This window comes from Bremerella alba (assembly GCF_013618625.1).
GTDB classification, from domain to species: domain Bacteria; phylum Planctomycetota; class Planctomycetia; order Pirellulales; family Pirellulaceae; genus Bremerella; species Bremerella alba.
Genome location: NZ_JABRWO010000011.1, coordinates 157,887 through 179,855 on the forward strand (window position 1 = coordinate 157,887; position 21,969 = coordinate 179,855).

Genomic DNA, 21,969 nt, shown 5'->3' on the forward strand with positions numbered 1-21,969 from the left:
ACGCGGTCCAATAGTTTCAGGGTCACCGATCGGTGCCGTGGGCTTTGCGATGCTGGCGATCGAATTATGCGCAGCGATACGCTCTTAAGATGGTGATCTTCATAGTTTGTAGGGTTTGAGATCGCTAAAATGGCTTTCCAGTGCCCAGCGGAACTCTCGTTGGATATTAATGCGAAGTCGTCGAGTTAATAGCAGTGCACGGCTGCTACGCTTTGCCCAAAAACATCTTAAACATAAACGATCTATGAGCCGATTCTCCAAAAGTTTGTCGAAGTTCGCGGTTCTTATCGTCATTTACTCTGCTCAGGCCGTGCTCGGGCAGACGTTGGAAGAACAGCTTCAGGCCATCGCCCCCAGTCAGTTGGCGGCAGAGGCGCGTCAGCTTGGCGATGCTAAACGAGGGGCGATTCTTTTCTATCAACCGCACATGGCATGTCGCTCGTGTCATGGGTTGGAGGAAGAGGCGAAGCTTGGCCCTGATTTAACGCATTGGAAAGAGCTGCCGTCGGACGCAGACCTGGTCGACGCGATATTGTCCCCCTCGAAGAAGATCCGACAAGGCTTTGAGGCCGTTAGCGTTCTGACGATTGATGGAAAAGTGATTACCGGTCGGCTCATAGAAAACACGCCTGAGCAGATCGTGTTGCAAGAGCTAACCGGTGCTCAGCAGCGGCACACAATACCGTCGGACGAGATCGAAGCACAGGCAGACGCTGCGCAGTCGTTGATGCCTTCCGGCTTGGCGAACCAACTAATCGGCCGACAGCAGTTTCTTGATCTTGTGCGTTACCTGATTGACGTTCGCGATGGGGGGACGATTGCGGCCCGAAACTTAGAGCCAGCACCCCATCTTTATGCAGTCAAACCGATACCAGAATATGAAAAACGAATCGATCACGTCGGCATGATCGCCGAATTAAACGACGCTAGTTTCCAGCGTGGCGAAGCCATTTATGGTCGAGTTTGCGCGAACTGTCATGGCACGCACGATCAGGCTGGTTCGCTACCGACATCGCCTCGTTTTGCAACTGGAAAGTTAAAAAATAGAACCGATCCACATGGAATGTATCAAACACTGACGCACGGCTTTGGCATGATGCAGCCGCAAGGGTGGATGGTTCCGCAGCAGAAGTACGACGTGATTCATTACATTCGCGAGGCCTACTTCCGGCCCGACAATCGGTCGCAGTATTTCGAGGTCGATGAAACGTATTTAGCTGGATTGCCAGCAGGCGACTTTCGCGGTCCGAAGCCGTCGCCAATGCAGGCCTGGATCACGATGGACTATGGGCCGTCTCTGATCAACACGTACGAAGTCGGTAATGATGGCTCGAACTTCGCCTATAAGGGAATCGCTACGCGGCTGGATGACGGTGCCGGCGGTATCTCGCGCGGCAGTCGTTGGATGATCTTCGATCACGATACGATGCGCATGGCCGCTGCCTGGCAAGGGAAAGGTTTTATTGATTGGCACGGGATTCACTTCGATGGCAAACACGGCATTCATCCGCGGATTGTCGGCGACGTAGTCGCGACCAATAAAACGGCCCCGGGATGGGCAAATCCCCAGAACGACTCCTTCGACGATCCACGCGTGATCGGACGTGACGGTCGCCGTTACGGACCGCTGCCGAAAGCATGGGCACAATACAACGGTCTGTATCGGCACGGAAATCAACGAGTTGTCAGCTATCAGATTGGCGACGCAAACATCTTGGAGATGCCTGAGTTACTGGTCGATTCGCTGGCCGTGTTTGCTCGTCATTTCGAGATCGCGCCCCGCGATCACAAATTGGTGCTGCGAGTCGCCGATGTGCCTGAGGGCAGCGGCGAACGCGCTCAGCTTCAGCCGTGGAACGACGAGGGCTCGGCATTTGTCGTTCGTAGCGGTCAAGCGAACGCTTCCAGTATGCTGGTAGCCGGCCTGAAGAACCCACCACCAGAGGCCACTTTCCGCTTAGATGGGCAGTCGCTTCTGTTGGATTTGCCGGCCAGCGATCAAGCCACTCAGTTCACCTTATGGTTCACGTCGAGTGACGCGGCTGACGAGGTCGACCAAGTGGTTAACGCCGTCAAGTTGACATCCATCAACGTGCCGGACTTACAAGCAGCGACCCACGGAGGCCCTACCCGGTGGCCGGAAGTGATCGAAACAAAAACGATTCGCGGAAGCGATGACGGTCCGTTTGCGGCGGACGTATTGACCTTGCCGGATGCCAACCCATGGAACGCGTTGGTGCGAGTGACCGGTTTCGATTTCTACCCCGGCGCCGATCGTGCGGCTGTGTGTGCCTGGGATGGCGATGTGTGGTTGGTCGATGGGCTGATCTCGAAAGACGGGACGCTCCGATGGCGACGCATCGCGACCGGCTTATTCCAGCCGTTGGGTTTGAAAATTGTAGACAGCGTGATCTACGTGACGTGTCGCGATCAACTGGTCATTCTGCGCGATCTCAACGGCGACTTGGAAACCGACTTTTACGAGTGCTTCAACAACGACCATCAAGTCACCGAGCACTTCCACGAGTTCGCGATGGGGCTGCAGGTCGACGACGACGGGAACTTTTACTACGCGAAGTCGGCTCGCCATGCGTTGCCGGCGATCGTGCCGCACCATGGGACTTTGCTGCGTGTTTCAGCCGATGGAAGTCGAACGGATATCCTGGCCACCGGATTTCGGGCAGCCAACGGGGTTTGTTTGAATCCGGACGGCACGTTTGTGGTGACCGATCAGGAAGGCCATTGGAACCCCAAAAACCGAATCAACTGGGTCGAGGAAGGTGGTTTCTACGGCAATATGTATGGCTACCATGACGTGTCTGATTCGTCTGATGCGGCCATGGACCCACCGTTGTGCTGGATCACCAACGCGTTCGATCGTTCACCGGCCGAGCTGTTGTGGGTGCCTGAAAATGCTTGGGGATCGTTGGGCGGATCGCTGCTTAACCTTTCCTACGGTTATGGCAAAGTATTTGTCGTGCCGTTTGAAAACATCGACGGGCAGCGGCAAGGGGGCATGTGTGAACTGCCACTTGAGCAGTTTCCAACCGGATTGGTTCGAGGTCGCTTTCATCCAACCGACAACGAATTGTACGCATGTGGCATGTTTGCTTGGGCTGGCAATCAGCAGCAGCCTGGCGGCTTCTACCGCATTCGGCGAACCGATCAGCCGGTGCATTTACCCATCGGGTTAAATGCGTCGCAAGATGGAATTCAAATCACTTTCACCGACAAGCTCGACCGAGAGTCTGCGGTCAATCCTGAAAACTACGCGATCACTGCTTGGGACTTGAGGCGGACTAAAAACTACGGTTCGAAGCACTACAACGAACGAACTTGGAAGGTTCGCGAAGCGAAACTATCGGCCGATGGGAAAACGGTCACGCTCATCGTGCCGCAGATCGAGCCTACCTGGAGCATGGAAATCCGCGGCTTCTTGAAGACTGAAGATGCGGCTCCGTTGAAGCTGCGAATTCATAACACCATTCATCGGCTGAGCGATTCTTCGTCGTCGAATTGAACCAGCTTCTACGCTCGAATCGCATCGATTGTGCCGTTGCTGTCGGCGAACTCGTCGATCGATAGCCCCATTGCCTGAGCCTGGGTTAGCCAAAGGTTTGCCAGCGGTGTTCCCTCAGGCATATTGATATGCTGACCTGTACGGACTTTTTTGCCACCACCGGCCACAACAATCGGCAAGTCGTTGTATTGATGCGTTGATCCGTCACCCAGTCCACTGCCGTAAGTGAATAGCGTATTATCCAGCAGAGTGGTTCCGTCGGCTTCGACTATGCCGTCCATTTTGCTGGCCAGGTAGGCGAACTGCTGCATGTGAAACTCGTCGACTTTCAACAGGTCGTCGATCATTTTGGATTGATTGTGAGACATCTGATGATGGCTCCGCGGTTTATCGAACAGGCTCTCGAACATGAACGGCGTGTCCCACCGCTCGGGACCGACCATAAAGGTCGTCACGTTCGTCAGGCCAGATTGCAAGGCCGCTACCATCAAGTCTCCCATCAGGCGAATGTACTCACCGCGCGGAAGATAGGCCTCCGGAGGCTCCTCTAGATCGACCTTGGCCAGTTCGCTTTTCATCGCTTCGAGTCGATCCATTTGCAGTTCGATTGCTCGGATCGAATCGAAATACTCGGCAAACTTGTGACGGTCGTCATAGCCCAGTTGTTTCCGCAAGCTGTTGGCGTCTTCCAACACCAGGTCGGTTACGTCTCGCAAACGGTCGGTGTCTTGCGTCGAGAACAGCCGACGATACATCTTGCGTGGGTCGCGAATGGATGGTGCCAGGTGCCCGGTGCCGTACCACGAGATGTTGTCGAAATAGATCGACTCCTTATTGTCGCGATGACTATTGCAGCTGAACTCCAACGTACGGAAAGGCGTGCTAGTGCCAATTTGATCGGCGACCAAGTGATCGAGCGTACGGTCCAACGGCCACGCGGTTCCTTCAATAGTGTACGGCTTCGCGCTACTCATATAACACGACGCACACTGCGCATGAACGTCGGTGCCTTGCTGGAAGGTGCGGTCCATTCCGGTGATAAGGTTGACCTTCCCTTTGATGCCTTCCAGCGGCTGCAGGGTTGGCGTGAGATTCTCGAGCGGTTTTTGGCGGAACTTGGGGTCCTGCTTGTCGAGCGAACTCATGCGGGCTCCCATATTTCCTACGGGAATCACGCCGTTTTCTTCGCCGGGAAAGAACCCCCGTCGTACGACCCCAATCGGCACGTAAAAGTGCGCCATCCGCTGCGCTGTGGCCTTGGGTGCCGCGGCCTTGCTGACACTTGCCAGCCAAGGCAAGGCGAGCATCGAGCCACCGACCCCGCGGAGAAAACGTCGACGGTTAAGCTGGCTCGTCATGGGCTCACCTTTTGAGATAGCTGCGGAGGGGCCGATTCGGCTGGACTTCGTTTCGCGAGAAACGGTTGGCTGAGAATAACTTGTTTCAGCAAAGCTTGCATCCGAAAGTCGTCCGTAGCCGCGTTGGCGACAATCGCGCCCAGGGCAAGCTCGTCCGAGGGGACCAGTTCGCGGGCCAACGAGAACGAAAGCAAATGCCCTGCAAACGCTCGAGCAAAACGCTGCTCTTCGCTAAGGATCGCGTCTTTGAATTCAATGATGTTCGAGAATTCGTGTTTGCCAAACAGCTTGCCAGAAACATCGACCTCGCGGCCATTCTCGTACTCGACTCGCCATTTGCCGACCGGGTCGTAATTTTCTAGCGCAAAGCCTAGCGGGTCGATCTGTTCGTGACAGCCGCGGCAATCGGCTCGCTCGCGATGTAGTGCCAGGCGTTCTCGCAAGGTCAGATGTTCTTCGCCCGTTTTAGGCTTTTCATCCAGGGGTGGCACATCGGCCGGTGGCGGCTTAGGTGGGTTGTTGAAGATCACGGCGGCGATCCACGCGCCGCGCGAGATCGGCTGCGTGCGGTTGGGGCCTGAGGTCATGGTCATGACGGCCGCGTTGGTGATCATGCCGCCGTTGCGGCGATCGGTGACCGGCACGCGTTCAAATTTCAAAACGGTAACTTGGGACCCTTTGACTCGCTTGTTAGCATCAGGCGAAGAAAGCGCGTCGTAGGCTTCTTCCAGAAGGTGCGAGCGGTAGGTGAAATCCGAGTCAATCAGTTGACGTATCGGTAAGTCCTCGATCAAGACCGTCTCGAAAATTAACAGTGGCTCCAGCATCATATGCATGCTGTCGCGGTATCGGGAAAAGTAAAAGTCGGGAAAACGATCGGGATCGGGGACCGACGAAATGATCCGTTCCAGTTGAAGCCATTGGGTGGGAAAGCTATCGCTGAACCGCTTGAGTCGGCGGTCTTTGATCATGCGGTCGATCTGCTGCTCAAGCACTTCCGGCGAACTGAGCTGTCCACTAGCCGCCAGATCGAGCAAGGTTTGGTCGGGAATACTTCCCCACAAAAAGAACGAGAGCCGAGACGCGAGTTCAAAGTCGTCAATCGAGGTTGATAGGTCCCCCGGACTCTTCTGGTCGTAAAGATACAAAAACTTGGGGGAGGAAATGGCTGCTGCGGCTGCCGACTTCATGGCCTCGGGGAATGCGACTTCCGCGTCTAGTTGATGTGCAACGAAGCCGGCATAGCGGTCCAGCACTTCTGGCTCGACCGGTCGCCGAAAGGCCTGGGTCAGAAACGTTTCCAGGCGTCGTCTTGCTTGCCTCTTGGCGTTCTGGTTTTTACGAGGTGTCGCGAAGAAGGTGTCCCAGATGCCGACCTTCTTGGGAACAAAGTCGGGGCTCTCGGTGATCGACTTGCCAAGCTTGAGGAACTCTTGCATGAGCAACGGGGAAAGCGTGAGGTGGTCTCCGCGGTTGTCGAAGCCATGTTCGGCTCTTAGGTCTTGCGGAATGACGGCGACGCCTGCCAGGCGAGGTTCGATCAATTGCGACTTGCCCATAGGGCGACTACCAACCGAGACAAGTTTTGGCATCTTGCCGGTTTGCGGTTGAAAGTAACGGCTGTGGTCACGCATCATGCGTTCAGGCAACGAGAAGACCACGCATTTCAGGTCGAACAAGTCCATCACGGCGTTGTTGTACTGAAATCGGTTCATCCGCCGCATCGGAATATGCGGGAGTGTATCTTGGGCAGTCACTGCCTGGTGCAGCCGAGTGGTCAACTGGTCGATCAGCTGAGCTTGTAAAGTCTCTGCCAGTGGCGGCTGATCCTCCGGCGGCATGGCACCAAATTCGACCGCTTCAATCACCTGCCGTAGCAAATGGGCATCCGCCGTGGACTGCTTACCAGTGAACGATCGCAAATCGACGTCGCCGGAAAGGTCGTCGGGATCGGCGCCATGGCACTTCACGCAGCGGGCCTGAATCGTGCGGGACAGCACATCCGGACTTGGCTGCGGTTCGGCGGCAAACGCATTCACACATACAGCCGGTAGCAACAGGAGGGCTGCGATAGGTCGACCGAGGGTGATGTTCGACAACAGGCTGAACATACGCAAACAATGGCCTCCGAGCGGCTCGACTCGCCGTAAAGCTGGAAGGAAACTCAGGTAGGAATGCAGGCAAAAAGCCAATCGACAAGCAGCACGGCCAAGGTGCAACCTGAATCTGGCTCGGCCTCGAAAGGATGGTGGAATAGGAAAGTTAGCAGCGGCATAGTGTCGCTCTAAGTTGAAGTTATAGCAAAAATAACGCAGGATGACCAAACTTTTTCAAGCAAGTGGCGTTGAACGTGGGGCTCCTCTCGTAGTCGTCCCGTCGGGGGCTGAGCAGCACAGCCAGTCGCACCACGAACAAGCGTGTGCGTGGTTATTAACGTTGGCAGCGCATGCGACGGCAGGGTTTTCGAACGGTTCGGAACTTGATTTTGTGGTCTTCGTCAATCGTTGTTCGGGAAACCCTCACCCTAGCTCTCTTCCTTTGAGCGAGAGGGTACAAGAATAGGGAGGCGTGCCTGATTAAGGGGCATCGCGCCAGGCTACTTAATCGTTTGGCGATCCGCGTCAGATTATGGATAATGGCGGCGTGTCTTACGATGCTTTCCTTCATGCTGGGACAGAAAAGGAATGGTTCGATGAATCAGTTCGCGGTGAGCGAAGATCAGGTCGCGAGGTTTCAAGTCGACGGTTACTTGATCGTCCGAAGTCTATTCGAACCGTCGGAAATGGATGGCCTTCTGTCGTATGCCCGTGCCGATCAAGATCTGCTGGGACAGTCGCACGTCAAAACAGATGCTACCGGCGGCGAAACGCGCCTGACGGTTCGTAACGATTTGGATGAAACGTCGTTGTATACGGCCATTGTGCGAAGCCAACGCGTTGCCGGGACCATGCAGGCTCTGTTAGGAGACGAGGTCTATCATTATCACCATAAGATGATGCTCAAGCAGCCTAAGACTGGCGGGGCCTGGGAGTGGCATCAAGACTATGGGTATTGGTATGAAAACGGTTGTTTGTATCCCGACATGGGAAGCTGTATGCTGGCCGTCGATCAGGCCACCCAGGCCAACGGGTGCTTGCAAGTTCTCCGCGGTACCCATCGCCTGGGACGAGTGAACCATGTGAAGATCGGCCAGCAGACAGGCGCCGATCCACAGCGCGTCGATGCGGCGGTTGCCCGGCACGAGTTGGTGTACTGTGAAATGAGCCCTGGTGATGCCGTCTTCTTTCATAGCAACTTGCTGCATCGCTCGGATCAGAATGTTTCCGACTATCCGCGTTGGTCGCTGATCTGCTGCTACAATACGCGGCACAACGATCCGATCATTACCGGCGGTCGCCACCCCAACTACGCTCCTCTGGAAATCTGGCCAGACCAGCAGGTCTCGAAAGCAATTCAGGCCGTTTCCGCTGCCAGGTGATTAGCCGCGACGAGGTACTTCTATGACACGCATTGCTTTGCTTGGTACGGGGCTAATCGGCCGTTTCTATGCCCAATCGCTACACGGGCGGCGTTCGCGAGATCGAATTCATGTGGTCTATTCGCGGAGCTGGGATCGTGCGGCCGCATTTGCCGAGGAGTTCGGAATTCCTCACGACACGTCCGACTGGCGCGCCGCGATCTCCAACCCGGACATCGATGCGGTCGTTATTGGTTTGCCCAATCACCTGCACCGAGAGGTGGTGCTGGCCATAGCCGCTGCCGGCAAAGCGATTTTGTGTACCAAGCCGCTGGGGATCAACGCGACCGAGGCGCTGCAAATGCTGCAAGCGGTGGAGGAAGCGGGCGTCTACCATGCTTATCTGGAAGATCTCGTTTACACACCCAAGACGCTCAAGGCGTTGAAGTCGGTCCAGGCCGGTGCGATTGGTGATGTGCTGTGGGTTCGCTCGCGCGAGGCGCACTCGGGGCCGCATAGCGATTGGTTTTGGAACAAGGATCTTTCCGGAGGCGGGGCGATTATCGACCTGGGGTGTCATTGCATCGAGATTGCCCGCAACTTCATTGGCAAACAGATTCGCCCGGTCGAAGTGATGTGCTGGGCGGATACGCAGATGCATCCGGTCGATGTCGAGGATCATGCGATTGGGATGGTTCGCTACGAAAGCGGCGCGATCGGGCAATTTGAGACGAGTTGGATCTTCCGCGGCGGCATGGATCTGCGTGACGAGGTCGGCGGTAGCGAGGGAACCATCTGGCTCAACCATTGGTTACGAACCGGAATGGAGATGTTCTCGTCGTCGACGCAGTCTGGCTATATTGCCGAGAAAGCCGAGACTGACACCGGGTGGCTGTTTCCCGTGGGCAACGAAGGGGCCGCGTTGGGCTACGACGACATGTTCGCCGATGTGCTCGGCCAGATGGAATCAGGCGGAAGGCCTCAGGAAGATTTCTACGATGGTTATGTGGTCAACGCAATTATCGACGCCGCTTATCAATCGGTTAAAACGCGGCAGTGGGCCCCGGTCGAACTGCCACTCTGGCGAGGCGAGACTGGCAACGAGCGGGCGGGAAAATCGTGTTCGTTCGACGACGAGCACGACCTGATCAAAAAGGAAAAGATGCCAGACGGAGCGACGAAACTCATTCTGCGGCATAAACAAAGTGGCGAGCTGAGTCAGCGGATTGTTTCAGCATAAATCGAATCGCCAGGCTGGATAAGACAAATTGGCCCGTTTCTCAAAATCAACGTGTGCAGTCGCACGACAATCGATATACTGTTGTGATCTCACCTGACATCACTTCCCCGCCCCGCTCGCCGTTGTTGCATTCGTAGCAGCGGTTCTTCCCGCCGACAGACGCGTAGTGAGGCTACTATGCCGACATCGAAATTCGTGCCTGAAACGATCCTGCATGTTTCGCTTGTGCTGATTGCCCTGGGGATCGTCCCAAACGCATCGCACGTTAACGCGGCGGAACCCGCTGCGCCGAGTTCGCAAGATCTGTCGTTCTTTGAAGCGAAGATTCGTCCCTTGTTGGTGACGCACTGTATTGATTGTCATGGGGCCGACACGCAGGAAAGTTCGCTCCGCGTCGATACGATGTCGGGCATGCTCGGTGGGGGTGAGTCGGGCGCTGCCGTGATTCCGAAAGACCCTAAGCACAGCTTGCTACTGGCCGCGGTGCAGTACGACAACGACCATCTGAAGATGCCGCCGGACGGCAAGATGTCCGACGCCCAGATCAAGCTGCTGCAGCAGTGGATTCAAATGGGAGCACCTCACCCCGATTTACTGGGAAAGAACGCCGTTGAGCCAAGACGCTCGCCGATTGATATGAAAGCGGCCCGGAATTACTGGGCGTTTCGACCTGTTGAGCGTCCTGCGGTGCCCGCAGTAGAAGCTTCGGCCGGCCCACGAAACCCTATCGACGCATTCATCGAGGCGGCGCTGATTCGAGAAGGACTTGTACCTAATGTCGCGGCCGATCGGCGGACGCTCATTCGCCGGGCCACGTTTGATTTGACCGGTCTGCCGCCGACGCCTGAGCAGGTGGCTGCCTTCTTGGCCGACGAGTCGCCGGATGCTTTCGCGAAGGTTGTCGATCGATTGTTGGCATCGACGGAGTACGGTCGGCGTTGGGGGCGTCATTGGTTGGACGTCGTACGCTATGCCGATAGCAACGGCCTGGACGAAAACCAGGCGTTCGTCGATGCCTGGCGATATCGCAATTATGTGATCGATGCAATGAACGAGGACAAGCCATTCGATCAGTTTGTCATGGAGCAGGTCGCTGGTGATTTGTTGGCGGACAGCTCTGGTTCATCAGGATCGCCGAAAGATTTCGACGCGGTCGTTGCGACCGGCTTTCTAACGCTCGGCCCAAAGGTGTTGGCCGAAAAAGACACCGTGAAGATGGAGATGGACATCATCGACGAGCAGATCGACACGCTCGGTCAGGCATTTCTCGGTTTGACGATTGCGTGTGCTCGATGTCACGATCACAAGTTCGATCCGATCTCAACGGCCGACTATTACGCAATGGCGGGAATCTTCAAAAGCACGCAATCGATGCAGTCGCTCAAGACGGTAGCTAAGTACAACGAAAAGGTCTTGGCGACCGAAGCAGAAGTTCAGCGTAAGGCGCAGCTCGACCAGTCCCGAAAAGAAAAACAGGCCGAGCTCGACAAGCTTGTCAAAGCGACCAAGCAGACGCAGCCCGGCATCGAAGAGAAGTCGTATCCGGCCGAGGTTCAGCAGCAACTAGCCGAGCTGCGTCAACAGATTGCGGCCCTCACCGACCAGGCACCCTCGCTGCCAACCGCGATGGCGGTGGAAGAGGGAACGCCGGAGAACGTACGAATTCATGTTCGTGGCAGTCACTTGATTCTCGGACAGCAGGTCGAACGGGGCGTTCCCGCAGTTTTGCAGTTGAGGGATTCGCTAGAGATCAGCGACGGTGAAAGTGGAAGATTGCAGCTGGCCAAGTGGTTGGTTCATCCCGAGAACCCGTTGACGGCTCGAGTCGCCGTCAATCGCGTATGGCGCTGGCACTTCGGCACGGGGCTAGTCTCCTCGACCGATAACTTCGGTAAGCTGGGCGATACGCCTTCGCACCCGAGGCTGCTCGATTGGTTGGCGACCGAATTGGTTGCCGGTGGTTGGTCGCTGAAGAAGCTGCACCGCCAGATTATGCTGAGCGATACCTATCAGCGCAGTAGTGCCGTCGATCCAGAGAGTGCCGCGATCGACCCTGAGAACCGCTGGTATTGGCGGGCCAACGTCCAGCGACTTCAGGCCGAAGCCTTGCGAGATTCGCTGCTGTATGTCAGTGGAAAGCTCGACCCGACGCAGGGAAGCAGCGTGTTGGCCGTCGAAAAGTGGAAGCTTGTCTTCGATCACACTTCTAAGGACGACACCAGCTACGATTCGCTACGCCGGGCGGTCTACTTGCCGGTCATTCGCAACAACCTTTACGACGGGTTCATGCTGTTCGACTACGCGACTGCCGATACCACCCAGGGAGATCGACCGACCTCGACGGTGGCTCCCCAGGCTCTCTTTACGATGAACAGCCCGCTGTTTCTGGACTCGGCCGAAGCACTCGCCGAGCGTCTCAAGCAGCAAGAGCCTACCGATGATGCCCAGCGGATCGGCCTTCTTTACCAGCTGACGCTCGCACGGCCGCCGCAAGAACACGAGGTAACGCGTCTTCTGCAGACGATCGAGCAGTTGGAAAACGCGTTGCAATCGCAGATGGAACCCGATCAAGCGCATCGCCAGGCCTGGGCGGCGGCGTGCCAGTGTTTGTTGGGGTCGAACGAATTCCTTTACGTTGAATAGCTTGGCGGGAAGCGAGAGCCACAATGAATGACCTTCCGACATCGACGATCACTCGGCGCTGCCTGCTGCAGAACTCGGCGGTTGGCTTCGGCTACTTGGCCTTGTCGGCGCTGCTGCAAGGCGAAACGCGGGAAGCGCTAGGGGCACCGACGACTGAGCTTGCCCACCTTCCGGCACGGGCCAAGCGGGTCATCTTCCTGTTTATGAAGGGAGGCCCTTCGCACGTCGATACGTTCGACTATAAACCGCGGCTGCAACAAGACGACGGCAAGCCGCTTCCCTTCGACAAGCCCCGCGTGCAGTTCGCCCCCACAGGTAACCTGTTAGGATCGCCGTGGAAGTTTCGCCAGTACGGCCAGGACGGCATGCACGTGAGCGACCTGTTCCCGCATGTCGCGCGGCATGTCGACGACTTGTGCTTTTTGCATTCGGTGCATGGCACCAATCCGTCGCACGGCGGGGCGCTGCTCAAGCTGCACACCGGCAGCGACAACTTCATTCGGCCCAGCTTAGGTTCCTGGGTGAACTATGGCCTTGGCAGCGAGAACGACAACTTGCCAGGCTTCGTGACCATCTGCCCCACGTTCGCTCACGGCGGCGCCAAGAACTGGGGCTCGGCGTTTCTACCCGCCGAGTTTCAAGGGATTCCGCTGGGGGTTGCCTCGCAGCCATCGACGGCGGCGAACGTGAAGTACATCGACAATCCGCGTTGGTCTAAGGACGTGCAGCGGCTTCAGCTCGATCTGTTGAATTCAATGAACCGCGAGCACATGGCCCACGCGCAAAGCGAGCCGTCGTTGGAAGCCAGGATTCAATCGTTCGAGCTGGCCTACCGCATGCAGTCTAGAATGCCGGAGGCCCAAGACCTTTCGCAGGAAACGGCCAATACGATCGAGATGTACGGGCTCAACGATCCCATCACCAAAGACTTCGGGCGGCAATGTTTGCTCGCGCGGCGTTTTGCCGAACGCGGTGTGCGTTTCATTCAGGTTACCCACAGCGATACGAAGGTGCAGTGGGATCAGCACGGCGATTTGAAAGCGGGACACACCAAAAATGCTGCCGAGGTCGATCGTCCGATTGGGGCGCTGCTGGAAGACTTAAAGCGACGCGGCCTGTTGGAAGACACATTGGTTTTATGGGGAGGTGAGTTCGGGCGAACGCCAACCTGCCAAGGCAGCGGGGCCAATGGTCGCGACCACAACCCCGAAGGCTTCACCATGTGGATGGCCGGCGGCGGCGTGAAGCCTGGCTATCGGCACGGCACGACCGATGAGTACGGCTATTACGCGCAGGAAAACAAAATGCACGTGCACGATCTGCACGCGACCCTTCTGCACCTGATGGGGCTCGATCACCAGCGGTTAACCTATCGCCATGCCGGTCGTGATTTTCGATTAACGGACGTCCACGGAAACGTTCATCACGAAATCTTGGCGTAATCTGCGTTACCCGTCGTAGGCCGCTTGCAGTGTGGCCATGTCCAGCTTGATCATCTGCGACATAGCATCGAACACGCGTTTGGCCCGAGCCGGGTCGGGGTCTGCGAGCATTTGGCCGATGCTGGCCGGAAGGATTTGCCAGCGGACGCCGAATTTGTCTTTCAGCCACCCGCACGCGAGCGGCTCGCCCCCGACCATCAGCGAATCCCACAGATGGTCGATTTCAGCTTGGGTTTCGCAGCTGATAGCCAGCGAGAACGCCTCGGTGAACTCCCACGGTTGACCGGCGTTCAGCGCAACGAAGGTCATTCCAGCGAGCTCGAACTCGACGGTCATCAATTCGCCGCTATCGGGGTTGTTGACCGTCTGAATGATTCGTGAATCTGGAAGTAAAGAAACGTAAAGGTTAACCGCCTCTGCGGCTTCGTTCTTGAAGCTAAGAAAGGGTGTGATCTTGTGGTTGAAATGCATGATGGCTTGTCCCGATTGGAAATAGAGTGAGTTAACAAGCGGTAGCTTCTCTTAATCGCGATTCATTCGCCACCGGGAATCTCCGTCTCGACGAGGCGGGCCAGTTGCCGCAGCGAATCTTGCCATCCGAGATAACACATTTCGACTGGGATCGCCGCCGGAAGTCCTTCGTGCAAGATCTCGATCTCGGTGCCGCAGCTTACCTGGCCCAGGTTGATTGTTTTGGTCATGTCGGCACCCAGCGCGGGATCGTCGAACTGGTCGGCCAGGACAATACGCTCGTTCGGGGTTAGCTCGACGAACTTGCTCTCGAAGCTGTGGCTATGGCCCGAGGAAAAGTTGGTGAACGACATGTGAAAGCTACCCCCTTGCTGCGCGTCGATGCGATCAATTTTACCCAGGTAGCCATACGGCGGCAGCCAACGGCAGAGGGCATCAGGGTCGAGGAAGGCCTTGTAAATACGCTCGGTTGGGGCACGTAGTACACGGTGTAGTCGGATTGAGTTCGATGCTTGGGGCATAAGAAGACTTCCTTTCAGGGTGAGTGAAAACGATTGTTTATAGATTGGTCGACCAGGTTTTGATGAAATCGACAACCAACTGGAAGTTTTCCGTTAATCCACTTGCTATGACAACGCGGCAAACGAGGCAGCCTATCGGCAAGGCAATTGAACTCTGAGCACGCATGGACTATTTTTGAGGGACTTTCATCGACCTGACAACACGCTTTCAACCCACTTGGCCTCGCATTTGATGGCAAATTCTACCGATCGCAAGGGCCATCTTAACTTTTCTACCTGGGTCCTGATCGCCTTGGTTTTAGGCATAGGCTGCGGCCTGTTTCTTGGCGAGTACGTCACGAGCATCAAATGGGTCAGCGACGTTTACGTCGGTTTGCTGCAGATGGCCGTCTTGCCGTACGTGCTGGTTTCGCTGGTGGCCAACATCGGGCAACTGACGAGGGAGTCTGGTATGCGGATGCTGCGCGTTAGTTTGCTGGTGTTGTTGCTGCTATGGGTGATTGGCATAGTCGCATTGGCGATCAGCACGCTAGCCTTTCCTAAATGGGATACGGGTTCATTTTATAGCAGCCGATTCACTGATTCTCCGCCGGCTTATGACTGGAAGAGCCTGTTTATACCGTCAAATCCATTTGAGTCGCTCGCAACGAACTCGGTTCCGGCGGTGGTGGTGTTTGCCATTGGACTAGGCATTGCCCTGATGTATCTGCCCAATAAAGAAAAGCTGCTAGAACCGCTCCAGGTCTTGATCGAGGCGTTAGCGAAGGTCAACAAGATGGTGGTTCAAATGACACCCATCGGGCTGTTCGCAATTGCTGCCTATACGGCCGGAACGATCGATCTGGCGCAGCTGAGTCTGCTACAGGGCTATTTGCTGGCCTACTGCTTGCCAGCGGTCATCATCTCGCTGGTTGTCTTACCGTCACTGGTGGCCGCGGTCACCCCACTCGGTTATTGGGATGTGCTTCGTGCTTCGCGTGACGCGTTGATTACAGCGTTTGTTATCGGCAACTCGTTTGTCGTGCTGCCGATGATTATCGACGGCGTTAAACGGCTTCAGAAGGAAAGCGGTCTCGACGGAAATTTAAATGGTGATAAGCCAGAATACCTGGTTCCGTTGGCCTATCCAATGCCGGATATCGGCCGGATTTTGGCCTTGGTGTTTATTCCGTTTGCGGCGTGGTTCTCGGGGACGGTGATCGCGGTCGAAGATTATCCGCCGCTGTTGGGTGTCGGCTTCTTGGGAGCGTTTGGCAAGCCGGTTGTCACGGTTCCCTTAATGCTCAGTATTGCCGAGTTGCCGAGCGATCTGATCAACTTGTATTTGATCTCCGGAGTTGTCGCGGCGCGGTTTGGCGATCTTATGAAAACGATGCACTTGATCTCGTTCACCCTGCTGACGTTCTGCGTGCTTGGCGGATCGATTCGTTTTAAGCTGACCAAGCTTGTCGTTGGTTTGACGAGTTCGCTCGTCCTGCTGTTGGCCGTGTCTTTGGGGACGCGAATCTATCTAATCTCCGAATTTCAAGACCATTATTCACGCGAAGATCTGCTCACCGAACGCACGATGCTGCCCATTCATGGGGATAGTTCATTCCAAGAGGTGGGACACAAGGTTCTGGAAACTTCCCAGCCGAACCCCCAGCCAATCCGCTCCGGCGAGTCTCGGGTCCAACGAATTCAAAATTCAGGCGTGCTGCGGGTCGGTTTCAATTCCGACCGGATGCCGTTTGCTTACTTCAACGGGCAGCAGCAGCTGATCGGCTTTGATATTCAAATGGCCTATATTCTAGCGAGCGATCTGGGGGTTAATATCGAGTTCGTACCCATCGATCGAGACAACTTCCTGCAGCAGATGCAGGAAGATCACTTTGATGTTGCCATGTCGGCGATCGAAGGAAGTGTTTCCAAGGCCATTGCGTTCCCTGCGAGCGAGCCGTACATGGATGTGACGATGGCTCTGGTGGTGCCGGATCGTGACGAACAGAAGTTCCGAGACATCGAAAAGATAATGAAGCTGCCCAAATTAAAACTGGCAGCGATTAAGAACAGCTTCTTCGCTGAGCTGGCGCGGAAAGACTTCCCGAAGAACATTCAAATTGTGGAGCTCGACACGGCTGAGCAATTTTTCGAAGGTCAGCACCAAAAGGTCGACGGGCTGGTGATTAGCGCCGAGTCGGGGTCGGCCTGGACGCTGCGTTACCCGCACTTTGCCGTGACCAATCCGCTGCACGGACGAGATCGAGTTCCCCTCTACTACCTGAGCTACAAGGATCCGGACTTCGACGAAGTGATCGAAAACTGGTTGCGGCTCAAACGTGCTGATGGAACCTACCAGCTTTTGTACGATTATTGGATTCTGGGGGAAGAAAAACGACGCAAACCGCCTCGCTGGTCGGTCTTAAGAAATGTCCTGGGCTGGGCGGACTGAGGTCTTGCTGGCGCGAAAAGGGAACCAAGGACTTCACCAACAAGGATTCGTAGAGTGCGAGCCGTGAATCGCATTGCACCATAGCGGCAGCTTTCGCCAATAAAAGAAACCAGGGGCAATTTGGTGCCCCTGGTTCGATTCGGTGGCCCTTTTCAGGGCGTCAGCGTTTGCATCTTCCGCAGAAGATCAGGCCTACTTCGCTGCCTGAAGCAGTTTCAACAGCACCGTTTGAAGGATGCCGCCGTTGCGGTAGTAATCGAGCTCGACAGGCGTGTCGATGCGGACGGTGGCGTCGAAGGTGGTGACTTCGCCATCAGCACTCTTGGCCGAAACGGTGATCTGTTGCTGCGGCTTGAGGTCTTCCGGCAGGTAGATGTCGTAAATCTCTTCACCGGTCAGACCGAGCGATTCCCACGACGAATCGTTGGGGAATTCAAGCGGCAGAACGCCCATGCCAATCAGATTGCTGCGGTGGATACGCTCGAAGCTGGAAGCGATGACCGACTTGACACCCAGCATAAACGTGCCCTTGGCGGCCCAGTCGCGCGAGCTACCGGTGCCGTATTCCTTACCGGCGATGACCACCAGCGGCGTGTCGTCTTGCTTGTAGATCTCGGCGGCATCGAAGATGGTCATCGTTTCGCCGGTCTTGAAGCACTTCGTCCAGCCACCTTCCTTTTCAGGAGTCAGGCGGTTACGAATGCGAATGTTGGCGAACGTACCGCGATGCATCACGCGGTCGTTACCACGTCGCGAACCGTAGCTGTTGAAGTCGACCGGCTCGACGCCGTGCTCCATCAGGTACTTGCCGGCCGGGCTATCTTTGGCGATTGCACCTGCAGGCGAGATATGGTCGGTCGTGACCGAGTCGCCCAAGAGAGCCAGCACACGCGCCCCGGTGATTGACTCGATCGGGTCGATCGTTTCTTTCACGTCGTCTAAGAAGGGTGGTTCTTGAATGTAGGTGCTGTTGGCGTCCCAGGTGTAAAGTTCGGAATCGGGAACTTCGATTGCGTTCCAGTTGGGATTCGACTCGTAGGCGCTGTTGTAGCGTTCGCGGAACATCTCGGGATTGATCGCCCGTTCGACCGTTTCGGCGATCTCTTCGTTGGTTGGCCAGATGTCCTTCAGGTAGATGTCTTCCCCCTGAACATTGGTGCCGATGGGATCGTTGTCGAGGTCGATGTCGACGGTGCCGGCCAATGCATAGGCCACGACCAGAGGTGGGCTGGCCAGGTAGTTGGCTTTGACGTGCGGATTCACGCGGCCCTCGAAGTTGCGGTTACCGCTAAGAACGGCCGAGGCGACCAGCGAACCTTTGGTGACGGCGTCGGCAACCGGCTCCGGCAGCGGACCACTGTTACCGATGCACGTGGTGCAGCCATAACCGACCAGGTTGAAGCCAAGCTTCCGCAGGTCGTCCATCAGGTCGGCCTTTTCGAGGTAGTCGGTCACCACGCGCGAACCAGGGGCAAGACTGGTCTTCACGTATGGTTTGACCGTCAGACCCTTTTCGGCAGCCTTCTTCGCGACCAGGCCAGCGGCCAGCATCACGCTGGGGTTGCTGGTGTTAGTGCAACTGGTGATCGCCGCAATGACGACAGCACCGTGGCCGATTTCAGTCGACAGGCCGTGATCTTCAACGGTGGCAGTGCGAACCAGGTCTTCGTCGCCCAGGCCGAAACCGCGTTCGTTCGGCGAAGTGACCAGCGACTTCTTGAACTCGGACTGCATGCTCGCCAGTGGCACGCGGTCTTGCGGACGCTTGGGACCGGCCAGCGATGGCACGACGGTCGAAAGGTCGAGACGAACCAGCGACGTGTAGCTAGGCTTCATGTCGTCGGTGCGGAACAGGCCTTGTTCCTTCGTGTAACGCTCGACGCGTTCGACTTCGACATCGGTGCGGCCGGTTCGCTGCATGTAGTTCAGCGTTTCGGAGTCGACCGGGAAGAAGCCCATCGTCGCGCCGTATTCAGGTGCCATGTTGGCGATGGTGGCTCGATCGGCCAGGCTCATGTGCGAAACGCCAGGACCGAAGAACTCGACAAACTTACCCACGACCCCTTGGGCTCGCAGGATCTCGGTGATGGTCAGCACCATGTCGGTTGCAGTGACGCCAGGACCGAGCTTGCCGGTCAGCTCGAAGCCGACAACTTGCGGCGTGAGCATGTAGATCGGTTGACCCAGCATGACGGCTTCGGCTTCGATACCACCCACACCCCAGCCTACGACGCCCAGGCCGTTGATCATGGTGGTATGGCTGTCGGTGCCGACCAGCGAGTCAGGCAAGACAACCTTGCCCTTTTCATCTTCGCGAATGAAGACACCTTTGGCGAGGTACTCAAGGTTCACCTGATGCACGATCCCGACGTTGGGCGGGATGGCCTGGAAGTTCTTAAGCGACTTCTGACCCCAGCGAAGGAATTCGTAGCGTTCTTTGTTGCGTTTGAATTCCAGGGCCACGTTCTGGTCGAGGGCCTGATCGGTGCCGAATGCATCGACCTGCACCGAGTGGTCGATCACCAGGTCGACCGGAATCAGCGGATTGATTTTGGCGGCGTCGCCCCCCAATCGCTGCATCGCACTTCGCATGGCGGCCAGGTCGACCACGCACGGCACGCCGGTGAAGTCTTGCAAGACAACGCGGGCCGGCATGAATGGAATCTCGGTCGAGACCGGGCTATCGGCTTTCCAGCCGGCCAGGGTCTTCACGTCGTCTTCCGAGACGATATAGCCGTCGCAGTTCCGCAGCACGGATTCCAGAAGAACGCGGATCGAGAAAGGAAGTTTATCAATATCCCCCAGGCCGGCTTCTTGAAGCTTGCGAATTCGGTAGATCCCCAAGTCCCCTTCCGAGGTGGAAAACACGTCGCGAGCGCCGAACGGATCGAACTTTGCGGTCATCGTACTCGTTCTTTCTAAATCGAATCTATTGAGGCAGATCGGTAGACGCCCACAATTTTAGCGAAACGCCCGGGAGTTGTCTTCCGGGTAACTTTGTGGCGTTTTGGGAAGTTTTTAGCGCCGATCTGCGACAGATCATGGCCCTAAGGTTCTAACATACCTCCACGCGTGGGTGGGGTCACTATGCCGTGAGAGGCCTGGGTTGAAAACGAGAGCCACCCGCAGTTCGAGATTCCTGCAAGTATTAGGTACGGTTATGACGCCTGGGCAGAGGGTAACGCGCAAGGAAGTTGATTCTTCCCGTGCGTGACCTAGGCTTTCCTCGAAACGGCTTTTCCTCTCCCTCTCTGGCAGTTCTAGCGCGACGAAGAAACGACCTATGTCCGACCCGCTCAAAGATTTATTGTCTCAACTGGCTGGTAGCGATGCGGCAGAATCTGGGGAAGTAGATCCCTGGGAATTGGTAGAAGCTGTATCCCCTGAGGAAGAACTGCAATCCAACGGTGATAAATCGCTCGAAGCGATGATCTCGCGGATTAACAGCATGACCAGCAGCGGCTCCGACGACGAAGGAGCGTTTGCCGAGACGGCCCGCAGCGAAGAGACGTCGCCGCAGCCATCGATGTCCTCTCAAGAGGACGGCGACATGCCGTTTTACCCGCGCGAGCCTGAATCGCTCCGCGAGGCCCATTTGACCGGCACAGACGTTGAAGCGTTATGCCTGAAATATCTGCTCACCGCCGGCGAAGCATCCGGTCGCGAGATCGGCAATCAGCTGAGTATTCCGTTTCTGCTGATGGACGAGGCGCTGCGGAAGATGAAGTACGACCAGTTGGTCGTTTATAAAGACACCGCTCAGGCCGGCGACTATGTGTACTATCTGACCGATCTCGGCCGCGAACGAGCCCGGCGTTATAACGAACACTGCACCTATTACGGTGCGGCACCCGTATCGCTGAAGGATTATGTGGCCAGCGTCCGTGCTCAATCGTTGGAAGGCCAGTCTCCCAGTGTCGAGGCATTGGAATCGGCCTTCGAAGATCTGCTGATCAACAAGACGATGTTCCGCCGACTAGGTCCGGCGATCAACAGTGGTCGCGGGCTATTCCTCTTCGGCGCGCCGGGTAACGGTAAGACGAGCATCGCTGAACGTGTTACGCGTGCATTCGGCAAGCATATCTGGGTTCCCCGTGCGATTGGCATCGATGGCGAAATCCTCCGCGTCTTCGATCCGGCCGTGCATGATGAAGTTCCCCTGGAAGATGGGCCCGGTATCATGCAGCAGCATCGTATCGATCGCCGCTGGGTGCGGATCAAACGCCCGACGATCGTCGTCGGTGGTGAACTCACGATGGACAATCTGGAAATCAGCACGGTCGCATCGACCGGCGTGAGCGAAGCCCCGCTACAGCTGAAAAGTAATTGCGGCACGCTGGTGATCGACGACTTTGGCCGTCAACGGATGAGCACCGACGAACTGCTAAACCGCTGGATCGTGCCGCTGGAAAAACGGTACGACTTTTTGAACATGCGCGGCGGTAAGAAAATTCAGGTGCCGTTCGATCAGCTGATTGTCTTTTCGACCAACCTCGAACCACGCGACCTGTGCGACGACGCGTTTCTGCGTCGTATTCCGTACAAGATCGAAGTGATCGATCCGACCGAACAAGAGTTCCGCCAGTTGTTCGACATCATGTGTCCGATGATGGGCTTCATGGTGAATGAGTCGGCGATCGATTACCTGATTGAAAACCACTACAGAAAGGTCGACCGCCCCTTCCGCTGTTGCCAGCCACGCGACTTGCTGATGCAGGTCCGTAATATGTGCCTGTACGAAAACGCACCGCTGGAGCTGACCAACGAACACTTCGACGACGCGGTCGATAATTACTTCGCGGTGATGTAAGCAAAAGGCGGCCTGACACGGCGATCCTTTTGTAAGGGGCGAGCAGCGCCAGCGCATCGCACCATGAATTGCCAAC

At 56.4% G+C, this 21,969-nt stretch carries 12 protein-coding genes; 7 read left to right on the top strand and 5 right to left on the bottom strand.

Annotated elements, in window-relative coordinates; translation table 11 throughout:
- Positions 1-244: 244 nt before the first annotated feature.
- Positions 245-3,520 carry a DUF6797 domain-containing protein gene (locus tag HOV93_RS19150; RefSeq protein WP_207398145.1) on the top strand — a complete coding sequence of 1,092 codons (3,276 nt, stop codon included), beginning with the start codon at positions 245-247 and terminating at the stop codon, positions 3,518-3,520.
- An 8-nt stretch (positions 3,521-3,528) separates the two neighbouring features.
- Here the strand turns inward: HOV93_RS19150 and HOV93_RS19155 are convergent, their stop codons facing one another.
- Positions 3,529-4,878, bottom strand: a complete 1,350-nt coding sequence (locus HOV93_RS19155; protein ID WP_207398146.1) for a DUF1552 domain-containing protein — start codon at positions 4,876-4,878, stop codon at positions 3,529-3,531.
- Positions 4,875-6,989, bottom strand: coding sequence for a DUF1592 domain-containing protein (locus HOV93_RS19160; protein WP_207398246.1), 2,115 nt, complete (start codon positions 6,987-6,989; stop codon positions 4,875-4,877). Before HOV93_RS19160 ends, HOV93_RS19155 begins: the two co-directional genes overlap by 4 nt.
- A gap of 581 nt (positions 6,990-7,570) precedes the next feature.
- Between HOV93_RS19160 and HOV93_RS19165 the strand changes: the two genes are divergently transcribed.
- From HOV93_RS19165 to HOV93_RS19180, 4 genes are all read left to right on the top strand, one after another.
- Positions 7,571-8,356, top strand: coding sequence for a phytanoyl-CoA dioxygenase family protein (locus tag HOV93_RS19165; RefSeq protein WP_207398147.1), 786 nt, complete (start codon positions 7,571-7,573; stop codon positions 8,354-8,356).
- A gap of 22 nt (positions 8,357-8,378) precedes the next feature.
- Positions 8,379-9,575: a Gfo/Idh/MocA family protein gene (locus HOV93_RS19170; RefSeq protein ID WP_207398148.1), complete on the top strand. Its 1,197-nt coding sequence runs from the start codon at positions 8,379-8,381 to the stop codon at positions 9,573-9,575.
- Between the two features lie 177 nt (positions 9,576-9,752).
- A complete protein-coding gene (locus tag HOV93_RS19175) occupies positions 9,753-12,218 on the top strand; it encodes a DUF1553 domain-containing protein (protein ID WP_207398149.1) in 2,466 nt (821 codons plus the stop codon).
- A 23-nt stretch (positions 12,219-12,241) separates the two neighbouring features.
- On the top strand, positions 12,242-13,660 hold the full coding sequence (locus tag HOV93_RS19180; RefSeq protein ID WP_207398150.1) for a DUF1501 domain-containing protein: 1,419 nt from the start codon (positions 12,242-12,244) through the stop codon (positions 13,658-13,660).
- A 6-nt stretch (positions 13,661-13,666) separates the two neighbouring features.
- Here HOV93_RS19180 and HOV93_RS19185 read toward each other — a convergent pair whose 3' ends face one another.
- Together HOV93_RS19185 and HOV93_RS19190 are read right to left on the bottom strand one after the other, a co-directional pair.
- Positions 13,667-14,131, bottom strand: coding sequence for a VOC family protein (locus HOV93_RS19185; RefSeq protein WP_207398151.1), 465 nt, complete (start codon positions 14,129-14,131; stop codon positions 13,667-13,669).
- 62 nt (positions 14,132-14,193) lie between these two features.
- Positions 14,194-14,652: an SRPBCC family protein gene (locus tag HOV93_RS19190; RefSeq protein ID WP_207398152.1), complete on the bottom strand. Its 459-nt coding sequence runs from the start codon at positions 14,650-14,652 to the stop codon at positions 14,194-14,196.
- A 232-nt stretch (positions 14,653-14,884) separates the two neighbouring features.
- On the opposite strand from HOV93_RS19190, the gene HOV93_RS19195 reads away from it, so the two are divergent.
- Positions 14,885-17,083 (top strand): cation:dicarboxylate symporter family transporter, encoded by a 2,199-nt coding sequence (locus tag HOV93_RS19195; protein ID WP_207398153.1) that lies wholly within the window; start codon positions 14,885-14,887, stop codon positions 17,081-17,083.
- A 192-nt stretch (positions 17,084-17,275) separates the two neighbouring features.
- On the opposite strand, the gene acnA is transcribed toward HOV93_RS19195, so the two are convergent.
- On the bottom strand, positions 17,276-19,987 hold the full coding sequence (gene acnA, locus HOV93_RS19200; RefSeq protein WP_207398154.1) for an aconitate hydratase AcnA: 2,712 nt from the start codon (positions 19,985-19,987) through the stop codon (positions 17,276-17,278).
- Positions 19,988-20,366: 379 nt separating this feature from the next.
- Here acnA and HOV93_RS19205 point away from each other — a divergent pair, with 379 nt between their 5' ends.
- Positions 20,367-21,893, top strand: coding sequence for an AAA family ATPase (locus tag HOV93_RS19205; protein WP_235990669.1), 1,527 nt, complete (start codon positions 20,367-20,369; stop codon positions 21,891-21,893).
- The last annotated feature ends 76 nt before the right edge of the window (positions 21,894-21,969 follow it).